This window comes from Streptomyces sp. WI03-4A, assembly GCF_033792105.1.
GTDB classification, from domain to species: domain Bacteria; phylum Actinomycetota; class Actinomycetes; order Streptomycetales; family Streptomycetaceae; genus Streptomyces; species Streptomyces collinus_A.
The window spans coordinates 1-24,163 of the sequence record NZ_JARAUO010000006.1; the positions used below are offsets into that span (position 1 = coordinate 1).

Below are 24,163 nucleotides of genomic sequence, written 5' to 3' on the forward strand. Positions count from 1 at the left end.
CACCGGAACCGCACCCCGAGCCGGCCGCAGGCCCGGACCCGGCGGGCGACCGGGACCCGACCGCCGACGCCCGCCGCACGGCCGCCCGGGTACGGGCGGCGGGCGGCACCGTCGTCGCCGCGGGCGGCTGCTTCGACCTGCTGCACGCCGGTCACGTCGCCCTGCTGCAGGCCGCGCGCCGGGCCGGTGACTGCCTGGTCGTCTGCGTCAACTCCGACGCCTCGGTACGCCGGCGCAAGGGCGACGGCCGCCCCCTCGTCCCGGTCGCCGACCGCGTACGCGTCCTGCGTGCGCTGGAGTGCGTCGACGCGGTCGCCGTCTTCGACGAGGACACCCCCGAACGCGTCCTCGGCGAACTGCGCCCGCACATCTGGGCCAAGGGCGGCGACTACGCCCGCACCCGGCTGCCCGAACAGCCGCTCGTGGAGAGCTGGGGCGGACAGGTCCTGCTGCTGCCCTACCTGGACGGCCGTTCCACCACCGGCCTGGCCCGCCGCGCCGCCCTGGCACCCGCACCCGCCGGGGGACCGGCCCGGTGACCCCCGCCCCGGACCTCCCGCGCGTGCTGGTGCTGCGCGCGCTCGGCCTCGGCGACCTGCTGGCCGGTGTGCCCGCGCTGCGCGGCGTCCGCCGCGCCTTTCCCGGCCACCGGATCCACCTCGCGCTGCCGCCGGGACTCGCCGAGGCCGCCCGGTCCACCGGGGCGGTCGACGCCGTGTTCGCGGCCGAGGCCCCCGGCCGGGCGGTGCCCTCCCTCACGCACTGGCCGGGGCCGCCGCCCGACGTGGCGATCGACCTGCACGGCAACGGCCCCGAGAGCCGCGACGCGCTGGCCGCCCTGCGCCCGCGCCGCCTGCTCGCCCACGCCCTCCCGGACGGCCCGCCCTGGCCGCCCCACGCCCACGAACGGGACCGCTGGTGCCGTTTCCTGCACGCCTACGGCATCCCGGCCGACCCCCTCGACCTGCGCATTCCGCGGCCCACCACGCCGTCCCCGGCACCGGGCGCCGTGGTGGTGCACCCGGGGGCCGCCTCGGGCGCCCGCCGCTGGCCCGGCGAGCGGTTCGCCGCGGTCGTCCGCTGCCTGCGCGCGACCGGGCACCGCGTGGTGCTCACCGGCGGCCCCGGCGAGGACGCCCTGGTGCGCTCGGTCGCCGAACGCGCCGGGCAGCCCGCCTCCGGCGTGCTCACCGGCGGCCTGCCGTACGCGGAGCTTTCGGCCCTGGTGGCCGGGGCGTCCCTGGTGCTCAGCGGGGACACCGGGCTCGCCCACCTCGCGGTGGCCCACGGCACCCCCTCGGTCACCCTCTTCGGACCGGTCTCGCCCCGGCTGTGGGGACCGCCGCCCTTCCCCGAACACCTGGCCCTGTGGAAACCCGGCCCGCCCGGCGACCCGCACGGCCGCACCCCCGACGCCCGGCTGCTGCGCCTGCGCACCGGCGAGGTCGCGGCCGCCTGTCTGACCCAGCTCCGCCGGCCGCGCACCCGGCCCCCGCGCGCCGCCGCCGAGGCAGCGCATGTCCACTGACCGGGCGCCCCGCACCGCCCGCGCGCCCACCACCGGACCCGACCCCCGGATCACGGTCGCCGTCATCACCCGCGACCGCTGCGCCTGCTGCGCACCCTCGACGCGCTGGCCGCGCTGCCCGAGCGGCCGCCCGTCATCGTCGTCGACAACTCCAGCTCCGACACGACCCGGCTGGCCGTCCAGGGCCACCCCGTGGTCACCAGGCTGCTGCGCCCCGGCACCAACACCGGCACCCTCGGCCGCAACCTCGCCGTCCGGCACGCACGCACCCCTACGTCGCCTTCAGCGACGACGACTCCCGGTGGACCCCGGGCTCTCCGCGCCGGGCGCCGACCTCCTCGACTGCCACCCACGGCTCGGCCTGCTCGCCGCCCGCACCCTCGTCGGCGAGGAGGCCGCCGACGACCCGCTGAACGCCGTGCTCGCCTCCTCGCCGCTGCCCCGCGAGCCCGACCTGCCCGGACGCCCGGTCCTCGGCTTCCTCGCCTGCGCCTCCGTGGTGCGCCGCGCGGCCTTCCTGGGCGCGGGCGGCTACCACCCGCTGCTTTTCTTCGGTGGCGAGGAGACCCTGCTCGCCTACGACCTCGCCGCCCGCGGCTGGGGCCTCGCCTACGAGCCCGCCCTCAGCGCCCGCCACCAGCCCGGGGTGCAGGGCCGTACCGGCCGCTCCAGCCTGGTCCGGCGCAACCGCGTGCTCACGGCCTGCCTGCGGCCGCCCCTGGCCCGTCGCCCTGCGCGCGGCCGCCGACCTGGCCTGGGCCGCCGCCACCGGTCGTCCCGGCGCCCGCCGCGCCCTGCGCGAGACCGTCGAACGCCTGCCCGCGGCCCTGGCCCGGCGCCACACCCTGCCCCCGCACGTCGAACAGGCCGCCCGGCTGCTGGACCGACGGGCGGCCCCGGGAGCCACGCGCTGAGCCGAGGTCACCCGGACGGCCGAACCACCGCCGTCCTCGTCACCCACCACCGCCGCGCCGCCCCGCACTGCTGCGGCGGCTGCCCGCGCGCCCGCGCGTCCCCGTCACCGACAACGCCCCGGCGGACGGCACGACCGAGGCGGTCGCCCGCGACTTCCCCGAAAGACCCTGCTCCGCCCGACCGCAACCTCGACGCCGTCGGCCGCGACCCGAGCGAACGGCCTGAGCGCAGCACGCTCACCGCCAGGCCGCCGGGGGCCCGGACCGCCGCGCGGTCACGTCCGGTTGAGAGACGGCCACGGAGCGTGCAAGGTGGTGCGACGGTCGGGAAGAGGCCGAACCGGTTCCGTGCGACATCCTCCTGTGGTGGTGCGATGAGATGCTCTTCCGGCCGCCAGGCCGCTCTGGCCCCCCTCGTCATCGAGTCGTCCGTCGTCGAGGCCGAGGGCCTGCCCGCCCAAGGCGCCGTGCTGCTGCGCATGTCCGGCAGCCTCGACCCGCTGGGGGCCGAGGCGTGGTCGGGCGAACTGGCCGGCCACCTGGAACGGGCCGACCTGGCGGGTCTGCGCCCCGTCCTCGACATGGGCCATGTACAACTGGGCGGCGCCGCCGTACTGCGCACGCTCAGGGAGACCACCCGGGCCCGCACCGGACGCCCGGACCTGATCGTCGTCCGGGCCCGCCCCGGCGTCCGCGAGGCGGTGCACCTCGCCCGGCTCGACGGTGTACGGCTCTTCGCCACCCTCGACGAGGCGCTCGGTGCCCTGGCCCGCACCGAGTCCCCGGCCGAGGAACTGCCCGTCTGGCGCTCCCAGATCGAGGACCCGCTGCGGCCCACGTACGAGGACCTGCACAGGGAGGTCCGGGCCCTGCGCGCCCGGGTGCGCACCGCGCCGGTGATCGGCATGGCCCAGGGCATGCTCATGGCCCGCTACGGACTGCCCGACTCCGGCACCGCCTTCCGCGAGCTGCGCGCGGTCTCGCAGCGGTGCAACGTGCCGCTGCGCGTCCTGGTCTCCGCTGTCGTCGCGGCCCGCCCGCCGGACGGGGCCGAGTGGTTCCCCGGGCGCCGGGCCCTGCCGGTGCCCGCGCTGCGCGTGCTCGGCCGCGGCGACCGCGACCCGCGCTGCCGCCGGCCGATGATCGACGCCGTGCTGCACGAGGCACTGGCCGCCGGGCGGGCCGCCGGCGGCTGGGTGCGGCTCGCCGACCCCGCGGTGAACGCCCTGGTGCCGGAGAGCCACCACGGCTGCGACGACGCGCTCCTGGACCATCTGCTGCGCGGCCGGGCCTCCGACACGGCCGACGGGACCGCGCGGAGCACCGGACGCCGGGTGGGCGTGCCCGACGTGGCCGGGGACCCGCGGCTGGGCGACGACGGCCGGCGCGCCCTGCTGGCCGCCGGCGTCAGCGCCCTGGTCACGCTGCCCGTCGTCTCCGCGGCCGGCTCCTGCGCCGGCGTGATCACCTTGCACTGGCCGGACGCCGGGCACCGGCCGACCGCCGCGCAGACGCGGGCCCTGGACGCACTGGCCGCCGAGACGGCGGCCTGGCTCGGCTGGTACCACCGCTCGGTGGTCATGGCCGCGCTGGAGGACCTGCACGGCACGCTGACCGGCGCGCCTGGCTGACCCGCGCCCGTACCACCCCCGACCCGGCCCGGACGGGTGCGCGAGGGGCCCGGCCCGGCCCCGGGAGGCGGCACCAGCCGCCTCCGGGGCCGCGTCGCGCCGTCCCGGGGGCGGCTAGGCTCGGGACATGCGGATCTCCGTCTCCTCCGACATGGACGAACCCGTCGCCCGTCTCCTCGTCGAGGAACTGCGCCGGCGCGGCCACGAGGTGAGCGCGCACGGCGCGTTGCGGCCGGGTGCCGACCCGCAGTGGGCGGTCTGCTCGGAGGCGGCCGCCCGTGAGGTCGCCGAGGGCGCGGCCGAGCAGGCCGTCGTGTGCTGCTGGACGGGTACCGGCGCCTCCATCGCGGCGAACAAGGTCAGGGGCGTGCGGGCCGCCCTGTGCACCGACGCCGCCACGGCGGAGGGCGCCCGCCGCTGGAACGACGCCAACGTGCTGGCGCTCAGCCTGCGGCTCACCTCGGCGCCGGTGCTGACGGAGATCCTCGACGCCTGGTTCGCGGCCGAGCCCAGCCGGGATCCGGAGGACCTGCGCAACGTGGCCCGCGTCGGCCGCCTCGACGCCGCCAGGGAGGACTCCTAGGGCGTGGGGCGGCCGACGCGGGCCGTACTAGGCACCGGCCGTTCGCCGGGTGCCGGTGCGTTGGGTGCGGATGTGTCGGATCTGTGGGCTGGTGGGTCGGTCGGTGGGCCGGTGGCTCGTGCGGTGGTGCCGGTCAGTGGGCGCCGAGTCCGCCGCCGCCGAACGAGCCGCTCGACCCCTTGCTCCAGCGCGGGCGCTTCTGGTTCTCGCTCGTTCTGGTGTGCATGTTGGTCAGCTCGTACGGGGTGAGGGCGCGGCCGCCCTTGGGCACCTGCGGAACCTCGTCGGGTTCTCTGTTCTCCTGTACCTCGTGCACCGCACCGTCCGGTGGCAGGTGCGGCTGCTCATCGGGGCGCGGGCGGGGGGGCTCGCGGTACTTGATGCGGGAGTTCATCCAGAAGCCACCGGCGAGCGTGGCCAGGAGCAACACCGCTATCAGGAAGAGCACGAGGCTCATCAGACCGCTCGCCGCGGCCAGCTGCGTCTGTGCGGTACTCATGACTCAGGGATACCCCGCCCAGACCGGGACGAACCGGACACCTTGTGTGACCGGGGGTCACACGCCGGCTCCGGCCCGCAGGGGGCCCGCTTCCAGTGCCTCGTCCGAACGCGTTTGCGGTGCCGCCGTCCGGCTACCCGGCGGGTGTGACCCCGTCGACTTCACCGCAGCAGCTCTACAGGTTCCTGGAGGACCGGTTCACCTGCGCCCAGGCCTGCACCGAGTGCGCCAGGGCCTGCGCGGTGCGCGCCAGCCTCCTGGATCCGGACGGCACCGAGCAGCAGGAGCGTGTCCGCCGCATGGGCATCATGTGTGCCGAGGTGTGCGACGCCACCTGCCGGATGCTGTCCGAACAGGACCGTCAGGACGAGGAGGGGATCAGAGTCCAGCTGGAGTGGTGCCGCTCGGTCTCGATGGACTGCGCGCACGCCTTCGACGGGCAGTCCGGCGCCGAGTCGGCCGCCGACGCCTGCCGAGTCTGCGCGGACGCGTGCACGGACTTCATGGTCACCCTCGGCTGACCGGCTGAGCCGATCCTTCCCGGCCGCGAGGAACCGATCCGACCCCCGGCTCGCCATTCCCTATTTCTGTAACACGTTCTACGGTGTGCGCCGTCAGGACCGCCCTTGGGGACCCTGGAGGCGCCGTGCACCTCGACCACACGCCCGAACAGCAGCGACTGCGCAGCGACCTGCGTGCGTACTTCGCCGAGCTGGTGCCCGAACACGCTTACGCGCGCTACGCCGACCGCGTCGCGCAGAAGCGGTTCTACCGCGAGACCATCCGCCGCCTCGGCGCCGACGGCTGGCTCGGCGTCGGCTGGCCGGAGGAGTACGGCGGGCGCGGCATGACGGCGATGGAGCAGTTCATCTTCTTCGACGAGGCCGCCCAGGCCGGCGTGCCGCTGCCGCTGATGGCGCTGAACACGGTCGGCCCGACGATCATGCGGTACGGCACCGAGGAGCAGAAGGCGTACTTCCTGCCCCGTGTCCTGTCCGGCGAGATCGACTTCGCGATCGGCTACAGCGAGCCCGAGGCCGGCACAGACCTGGCGTCCCTGAAGACACGCGCCGTACGGGAGGGCGACGAGTACGTCGTGAACGGGCAGAAGATCTGGACCACCAACGGCGACACCGCGGACTGGGTCTGGCTGGCCGTGCGCACCGACCCGGCGGCACCGCCGCACCAGGGCATCACCATGCTCCTGGTCCCGACCTCCGACCCGGGCTACTCGTGCACCGTCATCAACACCCTCGCCTCCCACGACACCACCGCCAGCTATTACGAGAACATCCGCGTCCCCGTCTCCCGGCGGGTCGGCGAGGAGAACCGGGGCTGGCGGCTGATCACCAACCAGCTCAACCACGAACGCGTCACCCTCGCCGCCCACGGCACCATGGCCATCCGCGCCCTGCACGACGTGCAGCGCTGGGCGATGGACACCAAGCTGGCCGACGGCCGGCGGGTGGCCGACCTGCCCTGGGTGCGCCGCCTGCTCGCCCGGACCCACACCCGGCTCGACGCGATGAAGCTCCTCAACTGGCAGATGGTCTCGGCGGTCCAGGAGGGCACGCTCACCCCGCAGGACGCCTCCGCCGTCAAGGTCTACGGCTCCGAGGCCCGTCGCGACGCCTATGCCTGGCTCATGGAGATCACCGCCGCCGCGGGCCCGCTGAAGGAAGGCTCGGCGGGAGCGGTCCTGCACGGCGAACTGGAGCGCGGCTACCGCTCAGCGGTGATCTTCACCTTCGGCGGCGGCAACAACGAGATCCAGCGCGAGATCATCTCCTGGATCGGCCTCGGCATGCCCCGGGTGCGGCGGTGAGCGTCCGTGACTGAGCACTTGACTTGACACGAAAGCGGGCTAGTAGGCGCCAAGATCACCGGTTGTCTCCTACGGCCGTCACCCACCCCGGTGCTCGGGTCCTGATCCGTCACCTTCCGTCGCCACGGCGGCCCGCACCCGCTGCTCCTCGCGAGCAGAGCCGACGTCCCGTTCCAGGGGGGTGCGGCTCACGGCCGTCGCGAGGTCCTCCAAGGCCCGTTTCTGCAGTTCCGCCTCGCGCCGCACGACCGGGCTCCCGGTGCCGGCGGCGGCGTCCTCCCACGCGTGGAGCGCCTCCTCCACGCGTCCCCAGACCGGATTCCTGTGCTCGCGCACGGCGACTGCCGCCTTCGCGGTGTCCGTCTCCAGGGCCTCGGCGAATCGCTCCGCCTCGGGGACGAAACGGCTGTCGGCCCGCGGGACGTGGCTCTCCATGAGCATCGCCGCCCGACCGAACCCCTTGAGCGCCTCCTGCGCCTCCTGCGCCTCGCGCGACGTCAGACCCCTGGGGCGGACCGGTTCCTGCCTTGCCCGGTCGTATGCCTCCTGCCAGGCGGCACGTGCCTCCCTGCTCTCCAGCAGTGCCCTGCGCATGCCGGCGTGATGCTCGCGGGTCGGTTCGGCGTAGTTGCGGAGCACCGCGGCCGCATAGCGGCCGTTGGCGGCGAGCCAGTCCGCAAGCCGACTCGGCAGTCGGGGTGTCTCCCATGCGGGGAACACCACGTACGCCAGCATGGCCAGGGCCCCGCCGAGCACGGTGAGCACCACCCGCTCCGGGACCGTCTGCTCCCATGCCTGGCCGCCCATGCCGAGCAGGAAGACGACGTACGCGGCGGTGAAGCACTGGGAGTAGGCGTAGCCGGTACGGTTCAGCGTGTACGACAGGCCCGCCGAGACCACCGCCAGCGCGCCGGACACATGGGCGTCCGGGCCCAGGGCCCGCACCGTGCCGGTGGCGAGCGCGACCCCCGCCAGGGTCCCGGCGAGACGGGCCACCGCACGCGCGTACGTCCGGTGGAAGTCCGGCCGCATCACCATCACCGAGGCGATGGGCGCCCAGTAGCCGTGGCCCAGGGGTAGCCGGGCGGCGATCAGATAGCCGAGCGTGGCCACCGCCGCCAGGCGGACGGCGTGCCGGAACACGGGCGAGTCCCGGCGGAGCTCACGGCGGACCGCCCGGACGACGACCGGGACCAGCCGGAGCATGGTCGGGCGCACCAGGAACTGGACGCCGGCGGGGCCGGGCCGCGTGACCGTCCTCCCGCGCGCGCAGCCGCTCCCGGCGATCTCCAACGCCTCGCCGAGCAGTTCCACGAGTCGCTCGGCGGTTTGCCGCGCGGGGCCCTCCAGCACCTCGTGCTCCTCGTCGACGCGCAGGACGTCCGTGCTCTCGCGCCGCACCTCGGCGGGAGTGCCGCGTCGGATCGAACGGGCGGCCGCGTCCAGGACGTCGGCGGCCGCGTCGAGCAACTCCCGCGCTCGGTCCCGCCCGGGTCCCTCCGCCGGGGCGCCCACGTCCGGGTCGGCGAGCGCCGCGACCACCGGCCGAATGCGCTCGGCGAGTCCCCGGGGGCCGTGCAGGACGGGGGGACGGGTGCGGGCCTGTGACGGCGTCACGGCGGCCGCGTCCCGGGCCGTCATCAACGGCTCCGGGTCGAACGGGGCGGTCGGGTCGTGCCGCAGCCGACGGGCGTAGTCCGCCACGGCGGCCAGGGCGTCGGCGAGTGCGTCACGATGCGCTCCCCAACGCCGGACCGGGAACAGCAAGATCAGCACGGCCTGCGTCACGCCCCCGAGCGCGATGACCCCGGCGTGCTCCAGTGCTCGCCCGACGCTCGTGGGCAAGGTGATGGTCACCAGCATGCTGCCCACGGTCGTCGCTGCGACGATCCCAGCGGTCGATCCGATGGCCCACGCCATTCCCGCGGCGAAGGCCCATACGGCCAGCAGCGGCAGGAACGTCACGAGTCGCCCCGCCGCCAGGTAGCCCACGAAGGTGCTGAGCGCCAGACCCGCGCCCGCGCCGAGCGCGACCACCTTGCGCGGACGCCAGCTGCGCTGGAAGGTGGCCCCACCCGCGGAGTAGGCGCCGAGGGCGGCGGACGCGGCATACGCAGGGGAGACCAGCCACAGCGTCGGCCCGATGACGATCGCCACCCCAGCGGCCGTGCGCAGCGCGAGCAGGGGCTCCAGCCGCGTCTCCTCGATCGTGAGCCCGGATCGTACGACCTCCCCGAAGGTCCGCAGCCACGTCACGGGTGTCCGCCTGGCCGAAACGCCCTGCCGGGTCGCGTCGGCCTGGTTGGGGTGCGGCAGCCGTCGGGCAAGGAAAGCCTCCCACGCGGCCCGCGAACCGGCCGGCGGCCGCAGCCGCTGAACGGGCTGCTGCCACTGCGGACACTGCTGAGCGTCCGCAGTCCGGCCTCCGGGCCGGAGCGCGGGCAATCGCTGTTGGTTCAAGTCCGGCCGGAGCGGCGATTGCCCCCAGCCCCGTCCGGCGGACGGGTAGATCGCCACCCGTCCCCCCGGGGCCGGTCCGGGGGAAACAGGTGGCACGGCGGCCCCGAGTCTCTTACCGCTTGTGGCCGTTCCCGTGTCCGTCGGGATGCAGGACCACCTTGGTCCAGCCTTCGTCACGGGCGTCGAAGTGCTCGTAGGCGGTGGGGGCCTCGTCCAGGCTGAGTTCGTGGGAGACGACGAAGCTCGGCTTCGCCTTCCCGCCGGCGATCAGATCCCGCAGCGCCCGGTTGTACCTCTTCACCGGCGCCTGCCCGGTGCCCATGCGCTGGCCCTTGAACCACATCATGCCGAAGTCGATCGGGACCTTGCCCTGAGCCTCCAGCTCCCCCTGGGCCTCGGCGCCGCCGGGGTCCTGGGGCAGGAACACGCCCACCACGCCGATGTTGCCCGTGAACCTGACCGAGTCGATCAGTCCGTTGAGCGTGAGGCTGGCGTCCTCGTGTCCCTGGGGGTCGTGCGCCTGGTAGCCGACGCACTCACAGCCGTTGTCGGCGCCCAGACCGAGGGTGGCCTCCTTGACGACCTCCGCCGGGTCCTGCTCGGCGGTGTTGATCGGGATGGCCCCGATCTCCTCCGCCTTGCGCAGCCGGTCGGGCTGGTGGTCGGCCGTCCAGACGCGGCCGGCGCCCTTGAGGAGGGCGGAGTAGGTCGCCATCAGCCCGACGGGACCGGCCCCGAAGACGATGGTCTGGTCACCCGGTTTGACGCCGGCCATCTCCGTGGCGTGATAGCCGGTGGGGAAGATGTCGGCGAGCATCACGTAGTCGGTCTGCCGCTCGGCGGCGTCCTCGCCCAGACGCAGCGCGTTGAAGTCGCCGTAGGGCACGCGCAGCAGCTCCGCCTGGCCGCCCTGGTAGGGGCCCATGTCGGCGAATCCGTAGGCGGCTCCGGCGAGGGCCGGTTCCGGCTGCATGGTCAGGCAGTAGTTGGTCAGGCCCTGCTCGCACTGCTTGCAGAAGCCGCAGGCGATGTTGAAGGGCAGGACCACGTACTCGCCGACCTGGACCTTGCGGACGGCCGAGCCGACCTCCACCACCTGGCCCATGTTCTCGTGTCCCAGGGTGCGGCCGGACTCGAACGAGGTGCGGCCCTCGTACATGTGCAGGTCCGAACCGCAGATGTTGGTGGTGGTGATCTTGACGATGATGTCGCAGGGGTGTTCGATCTTCGCGTCCGGTACGTCCTTCACTGTGACCGTTCGCGGTCCTTCGTATACCGCTGCTTTCATGGTGACTTCCCTCGATGTCGCGGCATGGCGGTGATGGAAAGGGCGCAAAAGAGCCTGACTCTCGGAAGTACTGCGACGGGGTCCGGGCTCCGGCACACCCTGAGGGCCGTTCACCTGGATCAGATGGAACGGTCATGTGCCGCCGGCCCGCCAGGCGGAGCTTCGGCGCTCCGGCGGCGTTGCGTCCGGGTCCCCGTCGGCCCCCGAGGCCAAACGATTACGCACTGACCGATCAGCGGAATCTCCGGACCCGGACGACCGCCGACCGACGGCACATCTCCGACTGAGGTCACCGGCTAGTCACCGGGGTCGTCCTGCAGCGCGCTGCGACGCTCCTGTTCGCGCTTGGAGTAGGCGGCTGCCCGGATCGCCTCGTCGCTCTCCAAGCCCGATCCCAGCGCGCCGCCCACCGTGGCGACCGAGGCGACGAACCAGGACAACGTCCAGTACTCCGTACCGTGCAGCGGGGTCCGTGTCATGGAAGCGAACACTCGGTCGTTGAGGATGAACAGCGCCCACACCAAGTTGACGAGCATCAGACCCACGTAGCAGACGAGCACCCCGATACCCACGGTCACGACCGTTGAGGTGTTGTAGAGAGCCGCCCTCTTCCTCGCCTCCGGCGATGCCTCATCCGTTCGATGCCACAGGTTCGCGTCCACGATCAACCAGCCGATCATGAGCGCGACGGACCCGACCATGGCGATCACGAGGCGCGGGGTGCTCAGGGACGCGGCCAGGCTCCAGATGGTGGAGTTCACGGTGGCGACCGCTCCCGTGGCGAGCGCGGCCGCCAGGGCTTTCGACAAGCCCGGCACCAAACGCCACGGCCGGTTGGCGCGGACCATACCGAGGAGCACCCTCAGGTAACCGCGCGGCCCGGTGACGACGTACCGAAGATCGGCGATCTCCTCCTCACTCACCTGGCCCGGACGGATGGGCGCGAGACGGCCGATGAAGGGCCCCCGCAGCGGCTGACTCCCCGCAGGCCCCTCAGCCTCAGGGGCCTGCGGGCCCACCAGACTGAGCACGGCTTCTTCCACGGCCTGCCGGGCCCTGGTCTGCAGCCGGAAGCCCCCCAGCGGGGGAAGAGACAGCAGCGCCAAGCCGTGTCCGTGACTCAGGTCCACCACGAGCTTGCGCCCATGTGAGTGCAGCGGAAGGTCGGTGAGGGCCACGACGATGTCCCAGTTCCCCTCACTTCCGCGGTCCATGATCCGCTGCATCAAGGTGGCCGGGTCCTCGGTCCCTGCGGTGAAGGGCTCACTGACCACCTCGACGTCGAACCGTCGCCCCTGGCCCGACTTGGCGGCGAGCCGATCAGGAAGTGTCAGGGCCATGCGCTGCGCGATCTCCGTCGGCGCATCCGGATCCGCCAGGAGAGTCACGACCGTCACGCCCTGAGACGACACCCGTGTGACTCCTTCTCGTCGGCTGCCCCCGCGCTCGCACGTGCCCACAGGATGCCCCCGAGGTAACGCCGAGGCCGCGTGACACGCTGGCCCCTGCCGGCAGGTGCGGGCGGTACGGTCAGATCTCCGCGTCCTCCCCGTGCGGGAGCTGCTCCACCGTGGGCGGTGCTGGGGCCGTTGTCGCCGAAGCCGGGATTCGCTGGACGCTCGTGTGAGCGAGGCCCGGTGACGGCGCCTGTCGCGCGGTTCCCGGCACGATCAGGTAATCAGGAACGGTGAACGAGGACACGACCGACCCCTTCGTGCATGTCCGGGGCGCCAGTGAGAACAACCTGCGGAACATCGATGTCGACGTTCCGCGGGACGCGATGGTCGCCTTCACCGGCGTCTCCGGTTCGGGCAAGTCCTCGCTCGCGTTCGGCACCCTCTACGCGGAGGCCCAGCGGCGCTACTTCGAGTCCGTGGCGCCGTACGCCCGAAGGCTGTTGCAACAGGTCGGCGCACCGCACGTGCAGGAAATCACCGGACTGCCACCGGCCGTGGCCCTGCAGCAGCGACGCGGGTCGCCCAGCTCACGCTCGACGGTCGGCACCCTCACCACACTGTCCAATCTGCTGCGCATCCTGTACTCCCGCGCCGGCACCTATCCGCCCGGGGCCGCACGGCTGGACGCCGAGTCGTTCTCACCCAACACCGCGGCCGGCGCCTGCCCGGAGTGCCACGGACTGGGCGTCGTGCACGACGTCGCCGAGGACCTGCTCGTCCCGGACCCCTCGCTGAGCATCCGCGAGGGAGCGATCGCCGCATGGCCGGGCGCCTGGCAGGGCGCCAACCTGCGCAGTGTCGTGAACGGCCTGGGGATCGACATCGACCGGCCGTGGCGCAGGCTCAGGAAGAAGGACCGGGACTGGCTGCTGTACACGGACGAACAGCCCTCCGTGTACATCGAGCCGGAGGAGGACCGCGTCGACTACGGCTACCAGGGCAAGTTCTGGAGCGCCCGCGCGCACGTCATGCACGTCCTCGCCGACTCCAAGAGCGAGAAGATGCGCGAACGGGCGCTCCGGTTCGTCAGGAGCGTGCCCTGCCCCGCCTGTCACGGCAGCGGACTGCGGCCCGAGGCGCTCGCCGTGACCTTCGCCGGACGCTCCATCGCCGAGCTCAACGCGATGCCGCTCACCGAGGTCGTGGCGCTGCTGCGGCCCGTCGCGGGGCGGTCCGAGGCCGACGCCACCACGTCGACCGCCCGATCCGGGGAGACGACCGAGGTCGCGGTCCGGATCTGCGGCGATCTGGTCGCGCGGATCGACGTACTGCTCGACCTGGGCCTCGGATATCTCAGCCTCGGGCGCCGCTCGACGACCCTGTCGCCGGGCGAGGCGCAGCGCCTGCGGATCGCCACCCAGCTCCGCTCGGGGCTGTTCGGCGTCGTCTACGTCCTCGACGAACCCTCCGCGGGCCTGCACCCGGCTGACGCCGAACCGCTGCTGGACGTGCTGGACCGCCTCAAGGCGGCGGGCAACTCGCTGTTCGTCGTGGAGCACGACATGGACGTCGTACGGCGGGCGGACTGGGTGGTCGACATCGGCCCCGCTGCGGGCGAGGGCGGCGGACGCGTGCTGTACAGCGGCCCGGTCGCCGGTCTTGAGCGGGTCGGGGAGTCGGCCACCAGCCGGTACCTGTTCGGGCGCGCCCAGCCGCTCGATCACCGCCCGCGCGCACCGCACGGCTGGCTGCACCTGCGCGGCGTCTCCCGCCACAACCTGCACGACGTGTCCGTCGACGTACCGCTCTGCGTACTGACGGCGGTGACGGGCGTGTCCGGTTCCGGGAAGTCGACGCTGGTGACGCAGGTCCTCGCCGAGGTCGTCCGCGGCCACCTCGGACTCGTACCCGAGGAGCCCGACGAGGCGCAGTTGGAGGTCGACGTCCAGGACGCGTCGGGGGTCGAGTCGTTCGACCGGCTGGTCCGGGTCGACCAACGGCCCATCGGCCGAACGCCCCGGTCCAACCTGGCCACGTACACCGGGATGTTCGACGCGGTGCGCAAGCTGTACGCGGCGACGGACGAAGCCAGGGCGCGCGGCTACTCGGCCGGGCGGTTCTCCTTCAACGTGCCCGAAGGGCGGTGCGAGACCTGCCAGGGTGAAGGATTCGTCGCGGTCGAACTGCTGTTCCTGCCCGGCACCTACGCGCCGTGCCCGACCTGCGAAGGCGCCCGGTACAACGCCGAAACGCTGGAAGTCACCTACCGCGGCATGAACATCGCGGACGTACTGGCGCTGTCCGTCGACGCCGCCGCCGAGTTCCTGTCCGCCGTCCCGGCGGCCTCCCGCAGTCTGGAGACGTTGCGCGAGGTGGGACTGGGGTACCTGCGGCTGGGCCAGCCCGCGACGGAACTCAGCGGCGGTGAGGCCCAACGCATCAAACTGGCCACCGAACTGCAGCGAGCCCGCCGCGGGCACGCGCTTTACCTGCTCGACGAGCCGACGGCGGGCCTGCACCCCTCGGACATCGCGCTGCTGCTGCGACAGCTGCACCGGCTCGTCGACGCCGGCAACACGGTCGTCCTCGTCGAGCACGATCTGGACACGATCGCCACCGCCGACTGGGTCATCGACCTCGGTCCGGGCGGCGGCGACGCGGGCGGGCGGGTGGTCGCGGCGGGCTCGCCGGCCAGGGTGGCGAGGGCCCGCCGCAGCGCCACCGCGCCCTATCTCGCGGCCCGGCTCGCGCGCTCCTGACGACGCCGCGAGGGGCTGAGCACCGGTGGTCGGGTTCGGCGCGCAGGGGCGCGCGCCGGGTCAGCCGGGCATGGGGTGGTGCGCCCGGGCGAACTGCTCCACGACGGCGGCGCAGAAGGCGGGCAGGTCGGACGGACCGCGGCTGGTGACCAGCTGCCCGTCGACGACCACCTCCTGGTCGGTGACCACCTCCGCGCCGGCGTTGCGCAGGTCGGTACGGATGCTGGGCCAGGACGTCAGGCGGCGGCCGCGCACGGCGTCGGCTTCCACCAGGGTCCACGGGCCGTGGCAGATCGATGCGACCGGTTTCCCGCTGGCCATGAAGTCCTTGACGAACTGCACCGCGTCGCGGTCCATGCGCAGCTGGTCAGGGTTCATGGTGCCGCCGGGTAGGAGCAGGGCGTGGTAGTCGTCGACGGAGGCGTCGGCGACCAGGCGGTCCACGGGGAAGGTTCCGGCCGCGTTGAGGTCGAACTGGCGGGCCTGGATCTCGCCGGGGTGGAGCGAGACGATCTCGGTCTTCGCCCCTGCGCCCTGCAACGCACCGCGCGGCTGGTCGAGTTCCACGCGCTCGACGCCGTCGGTGGCCAGAATGCACACCCGTATCTCCCGGAGTTCCTGTGTCATGGTGTGGCTTCCTTCACGAGTCGCTGGTTGTACGACGCGAGTGGTAGGGACACCCGGCAGAGCCTGAGCTTCGTCCAGCCTTCGTCGCAGGCGTCGAAGTGACTGGGCCTCGGTGAAGGTTCCCGGTCTCCACCTTCCGCCCCCCGTCCGGCATGCCAGTTCAGTCCGGCGACATGCACCGGGGCGCGACTGCTACAGCAGCCGGTCGAACACCGCGGTCACGCCCTCCCAGCGGCTGGTCCGCGGGTTCTTGACGTCCCGATACATGATTTTGAGCGTCCCGGCGAGGGCGACGCTGAGACCGCCGATGATCTCGGGATAGCGGTGGACGCTCTCCTGGAGGCCCTTGGTGATCGGTAGATCCCACGGTTCGACGCTGTCCCTGCCACTGGCCTTGGCCGACGCCCGGCCGACGACCAGGAGGTCGTAGAGCTTGGCGCCGACGAAGTCGCCGTACCGCTTCAGGTCGTTCTTGTCGACGTCGAGGCTTGCGGCGGCGCGGAAGAACCTCGCGAACTTCGACACACCCATCACGGTCACGCCTCCTCACCGGGAACGGACGGCTTCGTCCGCTCCCGCCCGCGCCGCCATCGGCTGCTACCCGGACGAGATTCGCAGAGCCCCCTGCCGAGCGCCTCCGCACCCCAGGCCGAAAAAGGGCGCTCCCTCTTCCCCTGGCAGAGCAGCACGAAGCGCCCAGACATCCCTCGGCCAGCCGTGCGGCCTTCCGTCAGAGCATTTCCAGGGGCGTGGGCCCGCTGGGCGGCGGGAACGCCTCGTCGAGAGCGTCGAGCGCCTCGGTGGGAAGGTGGAGGTCCACCGCGCCGCGGTTCTCCCGAACGTGGTGGGGTGATCCGGAACGCGGGATCGCGGCCACCCCCTGTGCCAGCACCCAGGCGAGTGCCACCTGGGTCGGCGTGGCTCCGAGGGCCCGGGCCACGGCACCCAGCGCCTCGACCTTCAGGAGCCGCCCCTGCTCGATCGGGGAGTAGGCCATGACCTTCACCCCGGCCTCGCGACACCAGGGTTGCAGATCCCACTCGGTGCCGCGCCGGGTCAAGTTGTACAACACCTGGTCGACGGCCACGGCGTCGCCGCCGGGGAGGGCGGTCAGCTCGGCCATGTCGGCTACGTCCAGATTGCTCACGCCCCAGTAACGGATCTTCTCGGCCTCCATCAGGTCGGTGAATCCCGCAAGGGTCTCCTCGAGTGGCCACCGTCCCCGCCAGTGCAGCAGGTAGAGGTCCAGCCGTTCCGCACGGAGCCGCCGCAGGCTGCCCTCGCAGGCGGCGACGGTGCCCTTCCGGTCGGCGTGGCCGGGCAGCACCTTGCTGACGAGGAAGATCTCCTCCCGGCGTCCCCGCAGGGCCTCCCCGACGAGCTCCTCGGCCGCGCCGTCGCCGTACATCTCCGCCGTGTCGACTACGGTCATGCCCAGGTCCACGCCCAGCCGCAGCGCGGTTATCTCCTGTTCACGCCGGGCCGGGTCCTCGCCCAGGTACCAGGTGCCCTGTCCGAGCGCCGCGATCTCCTCGCCGGAGGGGAGCGCGATCGTTCTGGCCGACTCCGCAGACATCTCGGGCCTCCCGTCCGCCGCGGATCCGTGTCACGCGTACCCGCACCGAGTGCCCGGGGCCGCGCCTCCCAGACAACCGGTGTCGCATGCGCCGCAGGGAGGTCAGTAGGGGCGAGCGGACTGCGCCGAGAGTTCGCCGGGACCGGGTGCGCGGTCGCGCAACGCGACGGCGACCGACACAACGGCGCCGCAGGAGAGGACCGCCGCGAATCCGATCATCGCGGTCTGCACGGCGAAGTGCCGCAGGGCGATGCTGAACAGGACGGAGGGCAGGCCCATTCCCAAGTACGCGACGACGAAGAACACGGCGAGGACCCCCGCGCGTGAGGCGGGCTCGGCCACTGAAACGGCACGTTCGACGCCTCCCTTGAACAGCAGCCCGGAGCCGGCTCCCGACAGGGACACGGCGACCAGGTAGAGCCAGAGCGCCGGGTGGTAGAGGGCGACGGCGCACAGGACCAGGCCGACCGGGAAGGCCACTGCTCCCACGGTCAGGAGCCGGGGCAGTGGGAGGCGGCCCAGCACCAGTTGGGCGGCCGCCGCGGAGCCGAACATGAGGAAGGCCGCCAGGCCGACCACGAGGTGCGAGTCGGTGTGCAGGGTGCCGTGGAGCACGCTCGCCCCGAGGGAGGAGATCAGGCCGAGGATCGCGAAGGCGGAGGCGCCCAGCGCGCCGGCCGCGCCGAACGCCCGCCGGCCGCCGGGGCGCAGGACGAACCTGGTGGGCGGTCGAGCCGCGGGCAACTCCAGGTCCACGGTCTCCGGGGTGCACAGCACCAGCGCCAGGCACACTGCCATGGCGAGCGTGAAGATCGCCTGGGTGGTGATCAGGGGCGCGGGAAGCCACTCGGCGGCGGCTCCGGCGACCAGGGGCCCTGAAGCCAGGCCGCCGAGGTTGGCGGCGGTGGCCACGATGCCGGGCAGCACCGAACCCGTCCGTTCCGGACGGACCTCGTGGTGCAGGTCGTGCAGGTACGTCGTCGCGGTCGAGGCCATCAGCCCCAGTCCGACACCGTTCAGGATCCTGCCCGCGATCAGCCCCGGCAGGTCCCGCCACACGATCAGTACGACCGACGCGACGATGCCGACCAGCAGCGCGGGGACGATGATGCGCCGCCGGCCGAGCCGGTCCGACAGATGGCCCAGTCCGAGGAAGGCGGCCGCTGCGCCCACGACCATCGAGGCGTACGCCACCGTGACCGTGGTCGCGCCGAAGTGGTCCCGGGCCTCGTACAGCGGCCACAGCGGAGTCGGCGCGGTGCCGAAGGCCATCAGCACGGTGAAGGCCACCGCCACGAACCAGAAGCCGGTCGCGTGTGAGGTACGGCGCCGGGCGGGGGCGCGGGGCGGCAGAGCGGCGGGAGCGGGTGCTGGGATCCGGTGGGTCGGGTCGCCGGCAGCGTCGGCTGTGGGACGGCTCAGCGGCGTCGGTACGGCAGGCAGGGGTACCCCTCCTCGGGCGGAAGCGGATGGCTCTTGCCATCTTCCTCACCAGCGAGGATCAGCGCCAACGAATGTTTTTGCTGGGGTCGAGCAATGCGAGTGATACTTCTCGGGTGGAGCTACGTCAGCTGGAGCACTTCGTCGCGGTCGCCGAGGAGCTGAGTTTCACGCGTGCCGCCCGTCGGCTGCACGTGGTGCAGTCGGGGGTGTCCGCCGCGATCCGCTCCCTGGAGCGCGAGCTCGGCTGCGCGCTGTTCGAGCGCACGTCGCAGCAGGTCCGGCTCACCGGGGCGGGCGCGGCGCTGCTGCCGGAGGCTCGGGCGACCCTGCACGCCGCCCAGGCGGCCCAGGACGCCGCACGCGCCGCACAGGGCACGCTGCGCGGCACGGTGAACGTGGGCGCCATGGCCTCGGTCGAGGTGGTGGACCTGCCTGCGCTCCTCGGGCAGCTCCACGCGCGGCATCCGGCGATCGACGTCCGGCTGCGGCTGGCGACGACCGGATCGGCGGGACTGGCGCACGCGCTGCTGAGCGGGGACCTGGACGTGGCCTTCCTGTCGCTGCCCGAGCACAAGCCCGCCGGGATCGACGCACGGGAGCTGGCCACCGTGCCGCTCGTCCTCGTGGTGAGCGCCGCCCATCCGCTCGCGCAGCGGGGGAAGGTGGCACTCGCGGACCTCGCGGGGGAGCCCTTCGTGGACTTCCCGCCGGGCTACGGCAACCGCGAGGTGGTCGACCGGGCGTTCGCGGCGGCGGGCGTCGTGCGCCGGGTGGCACTGGAAGTGCCCGACATCGACATGGGGGCGGCACTGGTCCGGCACGGTCTGGGCATCGCCTTCCTGCCGGCGTTCGCCGTTGCCCGCACCCCCGGCCTGCACGTCCTGGACGTCGACGGCACCACGCTCCGCTGGAGCATGCATCTCGGCACGTCGTCGACCCGGCGGCCCAGCTCGGCCCTGGGGGCGCTGCTCGACCTGGTCGGCCTCCACGTCATCGCCCTGTGACGTCCGGCCCCCCTGCGCTGCAGTGAGGCGTCAGCCCGGTCCGCCCAGCACGATCTTCCACACTCGGGTCGCCACCTGGAGGTTCAGCCGGTCCTCGACGTTCGCGAGGTCGTGGCCGCTGATCTCGCGGATGCGCTGGAGCCGATAGCGCAGCGTGCTGCGGTGGATCGCGAGGGAGTCGGCGGTCTCGTCGTAGTTGCCGCCGCTGTCGAAGTACCGGGACAGGGTCTCCACCATGGCCGCGTGGTGCCGCGAGTCGTAGTCGATGAGCTGCCCGAGCCACTCGTGGACGAACGTCTCCAGTTCCCGGTAATCGTTGCCGGGTCCCAGGATGCGGTAGAGGCCGAGCTCGTCGAAGAACGTCGTGCCGTAGCGCTCGCGGGAGTGGCGGCGCACGTCCAGGGCGCGCTGCGCCTCCCGATAGCGGTGGGGGATGTCGTCCAGGGAGTAGGAAGGGGCGCTCACCCCGATCGTCCCGGACCGTGTTCCGGTCTCCCGGGCGAGCGCCTCGTACAGCGCGCGAGCGTGCGGCCGGTCGTCGGCGATCAGGACCACGTGGTCGGAGCGTCGGGTCAGCATCGAGCGCATGCCCACCGCAGAGGCCACCCGCCCCACGGTCTGCGCGAAGGAATCGTCGGCGCTCCGGTTCGACCACTGCACCACGACGACGTAGTGGCTGCGGTGCAGATCGTGTCCGACCGCCTCGGACCGGGCGTAGGCGCTCGCAGCGCCCGTCCCTGCCAGGAGGTCGTCGACCAGCTCGCGGTGCAGCCTGAGCTCGACTTCGGCCAGATTACGCAGGTGCACCAGCTCCAGGGCGAGCGAGGTGGCGGCGTGCGCCAGCGCGAGCACGGTGTGCTCGTCGGCCTCGCCCCGGGCATCGACCAGGGCCAGCACGCCCAGGGTCTCACCGTGCGGGCGGACCAGACTGATCAGCCGGTCCTTTATCCGCACCGGGCCGACCTCCCGGGCGACGGTGTGCAGCATCTCCTCCTGGCGCACGGGATCCGGTTCCGGATAGGGGTCGGGACGGCTGGGGCCGGTCCAGGACCTCAGCCGACCGAAGCGGTCCTCGACCAGCGCGGGAAGTCCAGTGAGCCGGTGCAGTGCGCGGGTGATGGCTTCCTCGCCGCCGCCCGAGGCGGCGACGTCGGCCATGAGCGCGTGCACGGCCCGCTGGTACCCCAGCTCCGCCATGACGGAGATCAGCTGCCGCTGGAGGGCTGTGCGTTCCTCCCTCAGCCGGTGCAGCTCCAGCGCGTCCTCGCGTTGGCGACGGTGTGCGAAGGCGACCGACAGCGCGGCGGCGGTGTGCCGGACGAGCGTGGCGAGCTGGGATCGCTCGGCCGCGGTGGGCCGGGAGCGGGACGTCACCACGAGGTAGCCGTGGAGTCTCTCGAGCCCGCGCAACCCCAGGGCCCGGCCCCAGGGCGTTCCGGGTACGGTCACGGGGCCGTCCTGCCCGGCCAGCTCCCGCAGCCTTCGGCCCACGGCCGAGGCGTGCGTCTGCCTGTTCCTCGGGCTGGGGACCAGGTCGCCGTCCACCGTGAGGTATCCGGCCTCGGCGCGATATGGACCCGCGGCGGCTACGTGGTCCATGGCCAGGCGCAGGATCTCGCCTTCGTCCGGAATGTCGAACAGGGCGCGGGAGAGCGCCGGCAGGCCGCGGAGGGCATGGCGCCCCGGGGTGCGAGCGGGCGGGCGGGACCTTCTGAGCGCAGCCGTGCGGCGCCGCCCGGCGCTGCCCCGCGGAAGGCTGCCCTCCCGGTCGGAGCCGCGGTGGTACAGGTGGTGCGCCCGACTGCCGGCCATGGGATCACTCCGTTCTCCCCAAGCCCTCGGGGAGGCGAGCGGTACCTCGTGTACCCGCTCCTGGCCCGCTTATCTGAGATGTTCGGATTCTTTCTCTCGTACTCGTGGGGCGACCGGACCCGTGCATTCCTGACTCGCCAGGCGCAGGCGTGGAGCCACCCGGTTCGTCACCCTGGGGAGTGCTCGAGCTCGAGACCCTCCGTGCGCACCGGCGGAGGTCCCACCCCTGTCTGCACGAACGTGATCCGGAGAGTCGACGCAGGCGCCGCACCGGGAGGAGTTCCTCATGGCCAAGGCAGTGGGCATCGACCTGGGCACCACCAACTCGGTGATCGCCGTGTGGGAGGGCGGCGAGCCGTCCGTCGTGCCCAACAGCGAGGGCAACCGCACGACACCGTCCGTGGTGGCCTTCACCGACACCGGGGAACGTCTGGTGGGCCAGCTGGCCCGGCGCCAGGCGATCCTCAACCCCAAGGGCACCATCTACTCGGCGAAGCGGTTCATCGGCCGGCACTTCGACGAGATCTCCGACGAGGCCAGGGCTGTGGCGTACGACGTCGTCGAGGGCGACGGCGGGGCGGCCCGCTTCAAGGTGCGCGACAAGCTGTACGCGCCTGAGGAGATCAGCGCGCAGGTGCTGCGCAAACTCGCCGACGACGCGTCCAAGCAGCTGGGGGAGCGGGTCACGGAGGCGGTCATCACGGTGCCCGCCTACTTCAACGACGCGCAGCGCACCGCCACCAAGGACGCCGGACGGATCGCGGGACTGGAGGTGCTGCGGATCATCAACGAGCCGACGGCGGCCGCCCTCGCGTACGGCATGGACAAGAAGGAGCACGAGACCGTCCTCGTCTTCGACCTGGGCGGCGGCACCTTCGACGTGAGCATCCTCGACGTCGGCGACGGCGTGGTGGAGGTGCGCTCCACCGCCGGTGACAGCCACCTGGGCGGCGACGACTTCGACCGGCGGCTGGTGGACTACCTCGCGGATGACTTCCAGAAGGAGAACGGCATCGACCTGCGCAAGGACCCGCAGGCGCTGCAACGACTGTTCGAGGCGGCGGAGAAGGCCAAGACCGAGCTCAGTTCTGTGACGCAGACGCAGGTCAGTCTGCCGTTCATCACCGCCGACGCCTCGGGCCCCAAGCATCTCACCGACTCGATCATGCGGTCCACCTTCGAGCAGATCACCGGCGACCTGGTGGAGCGTTGCCTGGGACCGGTGCAGCAGGCGATGGCCGACGCCAAGGTCGGCGAGAGCGACATCGACGAGGTCATCCTCGTCGGCGGCTCCACCCGCATCCCCGCCGTCCAGGCGCTGGTGCGCCGGCTGACCGGCGGCAAGGACCCCAACATGAGCGTCAACCCCGACGAGGTCGTGGCGCTGGGCGCCGCGATCCAGGCCGGGGTGCTCAAGGGCGAGGTCAAGGACGTCCTGCTGCTCGACGTGACACCCTTGTCGCTGGGCGTGGAGACGCGCGGCGGAGTGATGACGAAGATCGTCGAGCGGAACACCACCATCCCGGTGCGCCGCAGCGAGACCTTCTCCACCGCCGAGGACAACCAGCCGGCCGTCGACGTGGTGGTCCTCCAGGGCGAGCGAGAGCGGGCCGCCGACAACCGGGTGCTCGGCCGGTTCCAGCTCACCGACATCCGGCCGGCGCCGCGGGGCGAACCACAGGTCGATGTCACCTTCGACGTCGACGCCAACGGCATCCTCAACGTCAGCGCGCGCGACAAGGACACCGGCAAGGAACAGGGCATCACCATCAGCGAGAGCTCCAACCTCGACCGGAGCGAGGTCGAACGCATGGTCCAGGAGGCCGAGCGCAACCAGGGCCAGGACCAGGCACTCCGCGAGGCCGTCGACGCACGCAACGAACTCGACGCCGTCGCGTACCAGGTCGAGAAGCGCCTCGCCGAACTGGGCGACGCAGCGCCCGCGCACGAGAAGGCACGCGCCGAGATGCTCGTGTCCGACGCCCGGGCGGCGGTCAAGGAGGAGGCGGGAGTGGAGCGCGTGCGGCCCCTGACCTCCGAACTCCAGCAGGTGCTCGCCGGGCTGGCGGCTCATCAGGGCGCGGCCGCCACCGGCGGTCCCGGCCAGGACACCACCGGGGGCGGCGCGACCGGTGACGGCCCGAGCGGCGGTGGCGGTGACGATGATGTCATCGACGCCGAGTTCGACAAGGGCTGAGGCGCGCCATGCCCACCCACCCCCAGGAACCCGACCGGGCCGCGTCGGATCCGGGCGCACGGGTCCCGGAAGGCGCCGGACCCGCTCCTCGCGGGGATCTGCCCCAGCCGGGCCCGCCCCGGCCCGAAGCGGCGAACGGCGAACCGGGGCCCGATGCCGCCGGCCCCGCGCTTGCCGAGGACGAGTACACGACCGCGATCCAGGAACTGGAGGACCGCTGGCGGCGCGCGCTCGCCGACCTCGACAACCTTCGCAAGCGTCACGCCAGGGAGCTGGAGCGCGAACGGGCGGCCGAGCGGTCCCGCACGGCGGCCGCCTTCCTGCCCGTCCTCGACAACCTCGAACTCGCCCTGACCCACGCCGGCGCCGATCCGGGCGCGATCGTGGAGGGCGTCCGGGCCGTACGCGACCAGGCGGTGAACGTCGTCGAACTGCTCGGCTACCCGCGGCATGCGGAGACCGGCGTCGCCTTCGACCCGGCCCGGCACGAGGTGGTCGGTGTCGTCCAGGACCCCGACGCGCCACCGGGCACGGTCGTCGAGGTGCTGCGCCCCGGCTACGGGGACGGCGAACGGCAACTCAGGCCCGCCGCCGTGACGGTCGCGAAGCGGGAGTGACCG

General features: G+C 72.8%; 20 protein-coding genes. 10 read left to right on the top strand and 10 right to left on the bottom strand.

Features of this window, described 5'->3' with window-relative positions; all coding sequences use genetic code 11:
* The coding region (gene rfaE2, locus PV343_RS09050; protein WP_319146293.1) for a D-glycero-beta-D-manno-heptose 1-phosphate adenylyltransferase at window positions 1-539 on the top strand (539 nt) is incomplete at its 5' end.
* Complete coding sequence (locus PV343_RS09055; protein WP_319146294.1) at window positions 536-1,528, top strand: glycosyltransferase family 9 protein; 993 nt, start codon at window positions 536-538, stop codon at window positions 1,526-1,528. The genes rfaE2 and PV343_RS09055, both read left to right, overlap by 4 nt.
* Window positions 1,529-1,799: 271 nt before the next feature.
* On the opposite strand, the gene PV343_RS40365 is transcribed toward PV343_RS09055, so the two are convergent.
* Entirely contained in the window at window positions 1,800-2,165 is a 366-nt protein-coding gene (locus PV343_RS40365; protein WP_415923471.1) for a hypothetical protein, read from the bottom strand.
* A gap of 651 nt (window positions 2,166-2,816) precedes the next feature.
* Here PV343_RS40365 and PV343_RS09065 point away from each other — a divergent pair.
* A complete protein-coding gene (locus PV343_RS09065) occupies window positions 2,817-4,073 on the top strand; it encodes a GAF and ANTAR domain-containing protein (RefSeq protein ID WP_319146295.1) in 1,257 nt (418 codons plus the stop codon).
* A gap of 127 nt (window positions 4,074-4,200) precedes the next feature.
* The gene (locus tag PV343_RS09070) at window positions 4,201-4,656 is read left to right on the top strand and encodes an RpiB/LacA/LacB family sugar-phosphate isomerase (protein WP_319146296.1); all 456 of its coding nucleotides are present in this window, start codon (window positions 4,201-4,203) and stop codon (window positions 4,654-4,656) included.
* Between the two features lie 133 nt (window positions 4,657-4,789).
* Here PV343_RS09070 and PV343_RS09075 read toward each other — a convergent pair whose 3' ends face one another.
* Window positions 4,790-5,155: a DUF6479 family protein gene (locus tag PV343_RS09075; RefSeq protein WP_319146297.1), complete on the bottom strand. Its 366-nt coding sequence runs from the start codon at window positions 5,153-5,155 to the stop codon at window positions 4,790-4,792.
* A 146-nt stretch (window positions 5,156-5,301) separates the two neighbouring features.
* Here PV343_RS09075 and PV343_RS09080 point away from each other — a divergent pair, with 146 nt between their 5' ends.
* Complete coding sequence (locus PV343_RS09080; RefSeq protein WP_319146298.1) at window positions 5,302-5,676, top strand: ferredoxin; 375 nt, start codon at window positions 5,302-5,304, stop codon at window positions 5,674-5,676.
* A gap of 125 nt (window positions 5,677-5,801) precedes the next feature.
* Window positions 5,802-6,980 (top strand): acyl-CoA dehydrogenase family protein, encoded by a 1,179-nt coding sequence (locus tag PV343_RS09085; RefSeq protein WP_319146300.1) that lies wholly within the window; start codon window positions 5,802-5,804, stop codon window positions 6,978-6,980.
* A 78-nt stretch (window positions 6,981-7,058) separates the two neighbouring features.
* Here the strand turns inward: PV343_RS09085 and PV343_RS09090 are convergent, their stop codons facing one another.
* From PV343_RS09090 to PV343_RS09100, 3 genes are all read right to left on the bottom strand, one after another.
* Window positions 7,059-9,236, bottom strand: coding sequence for an FUSC family protein (locus tag PV343_RS09090; RefSeq protein ID WP_319146301.1), 2,178 nt, complete (start codon window positions 9,234-9,236; stop codon window positions 7,059-7,061).
* A gap of 316 nt (window positions 9,237-9,552) precedes the next feature.
* On the bottom strand, window positions 9,553-10,728 hold the full coding sequence (locus tag PV343_RS09095; RefSeq protein ID WP_319146303.1) for a glutathione-independent formaldehyde dehydrogenase: 1,176 nt from the start codon (window positions 10,726-10,728) through the stop codon (window positions 9,553-9,555).
* Between the two features lie 296 nt (window positions 10,729-11,024).
* Entirely contained in the window at window positions 11,025-12,116 is a 1,092-nt protein-coding gene (locus tag PV343_RS09100) for a hypothetical protein (protein ID WP_319146510.1), read from the bottom strand.
* 299 nt (window positions 12,117-12,415) lie between these two features.
* Between PV343_RS09100 and uvrA the strand changes: the two genes are divergently transcribed.
* Window positions 12,416-14,884, top strand: a complete 2,469-nt coding sequence (gene uvrA / locus PV343_RS09105) for an excinuclease ABC subunit UvrA (protein WP_319146304.1) — start codon at window positions 12,416-12,418, stop codon at window positions 14,882-14,884.
* Between the two features lie 60 nt (window positions 14,885-14,944).
* On the opposite strand, the gene PV343_RS09110 is transcribed toward uvrA, so the two are convergent.
* From PV343_RS09110 to PV343_RS09125, 4 genes are all read right to left on the bottom strand, one after another.
* Window positions 14,945-15,511, bottom strand: a complete 567-nt coding sequence (locus PV343_RS09110) for a type 1 glutamine amidotransferase domain-containing protein (protein ID WP_319146305.1) — start codon at window positions 15,509-15,511, stop codon at window positions 14,945-14,947.
* A 192-nt stretch (window positions 15,512-15,703) separates the two neighbouring features.
* Window positions 15,704-16,051 (bottom strand): DUF1931 family protein, encoded by a 348-nt coding sequence (locus tag PV343_RS09115; RefSeq protein WP_319146306.1) that lies wholly within the window; start codon window positions 16,049-16,051, stop codon window positions 15,704-15,706.
* 190 nt (window positions 16,052-16,241) lie between these two features.
* On the bottom strand, window positions 16,242-17,087 hold the full coding sequence (locus tag PV343_RS09120; protein WP_319146307.1) for an aldo/keto reductase: 846 nt from the start codon (window positions 17,085-17,087) through the stop codon (window positions 16,242-16,244).
* Window positions 17,088-17,189: 102 nt separating this feature from the next.
* Window positions 17,190-18,377 carry an MFS transporter gene (locus PV343_RS09125; RefSeq protein ID WP_319146308.1) on the bottom strand — a complete coding sequence of 396 codons (1,188 nt, stop codon included), beginning with the start codon at window positions 18,375-18,377 and terminating at the stop codon, window positions 17,190-17,192.
* A 266-nt stretch (window positions 18,378-18,643) separates the two neighbouring features.
* On the opposite strand from PV343_RS09125, the gene PV343_RS09130 reads away from it, so the two are divergent.
* Window positions 18,644-19,534, top strand: a complete 891-nt coding sequence (locus PV343_RS09130; protein ID WP_319146309.1) for a LysR family transcriptional regulator — start codon at window positions 18,644-18,646, stop codon at window positions 19,532-19,534.
* 30 nt (window positions 19,535-19,564) lie between these two features.
* On the opposite strand, the gene PV343_RS09135 is transcribed toward PV343_RS09130, so the two are convergent.
* The gene (locus PV343_RS09135; protein ID WP_319146310.1) at window positions 19,565-21,346 is read right to left on the bottom strand and encodes a helix-turn-helix domain-containing protein; all 1,782 of its coding nucleotides are present in this window, start codon (window positions 21,344-21,346) and stop codon (window positions 19,565-19,567) included.
* A gap of 286 nt (window positions 21,347-21,632) precedes the next feature.
* On the opposite strand from PV343_RS09135, the gene dnaK reads away from it, so the two are divergent.
* Together dnaK and PV343_RS09145 are read left to right on the top strand one after the other, a co-directional pair.
* Window positions 21,633-23,543 (top strand): molecular chaperone DnaK, encoded by a 1,911-nt coding sequence (gene dnaK / locus PV343_RS09140; protein WP_319146311.1) that lies wholly within the window; start codon window positions 21,633-21,635, stop codon window positions 23,541-23,543.
* An 8-nt stretch (window positions 23,544-23,551) separates the two neighbouring features.
* Window positions 23,552-24,160, top strand: a complete 609-nt coding sequence (locus tag PV343_RS09145; RefSeq protein ID WP_319146312.1) for a nucleotide exchange factor GrpE — start codon at window positions 23,552-23,554, stop codon at window positions 24,158-24,160.
* The last annotated feature ends 3 nt before the right edge of the window (window positions 24,161-24,163 follow it).

Coding starts and splice junctions, on each gene's coding strand:
- PV343_RS09065 (WP_319146295.1), top strand. CDS start 2,817: ATGAGATGCTCTTCCGGCCGCCAGGCCGCTCTGGCCCCCCTCGTCATC.
- PV343_RS09070 (WP_319146296.1), top strand. CDS start 4,201: ATGCGGATCTCCGTCTCCTCCGACATGGACGAACCCGTCGCCCGTCTC.
- PV343_RS09075 (WP_319146297.1), bottom strand. CDS start 5,155: ATGAGTACCGCACAGACGCAGCTGGCCGCGGCGAGCGGTCTGATGAGC.
- PV343_RS09095 (WP_319146303.1), bottom strand. CDS start 10,728: ATGAAAGCAGCGGTATACGAAGGACCGCGAACGGTCACAGTGAAGGAC.
- PV343_RS09110 (WP_319146305.1), bottom strand. CDS start 15,511: ATGACACAGGAACTCCGGGAGATACGGGTGTGCATTCTGGCCACCGAC.
- PV343_RS09120 (WP_319146307.1), bottom strand. CDS start 17,087: ATGTCTGCGGAGTCGGCCAGAACGATCGCGCTCCCCTCCGGCGAGGAG.
- PV343_RS09135 (WP_319146310.1), bottom strand. CDS start 21,346: ATGGCCGGCAGTCGGGCGCACCACCTGTACCACCGCGGCTCCGACCGG.
- dnaK (WP_319146311.1), top strand. CDS start 21,633: ATGGCCAAGGCAGTGGGCATCGACCTGGGCACCACCAACTCGGTGATC.
- PV343_RS09145 (WP_319146312.1), top strand. CDS start 23,552: ATGCCCACCCACCCCCAGGAACCCGACCGGGCCGCGTCGGATCCGGGC.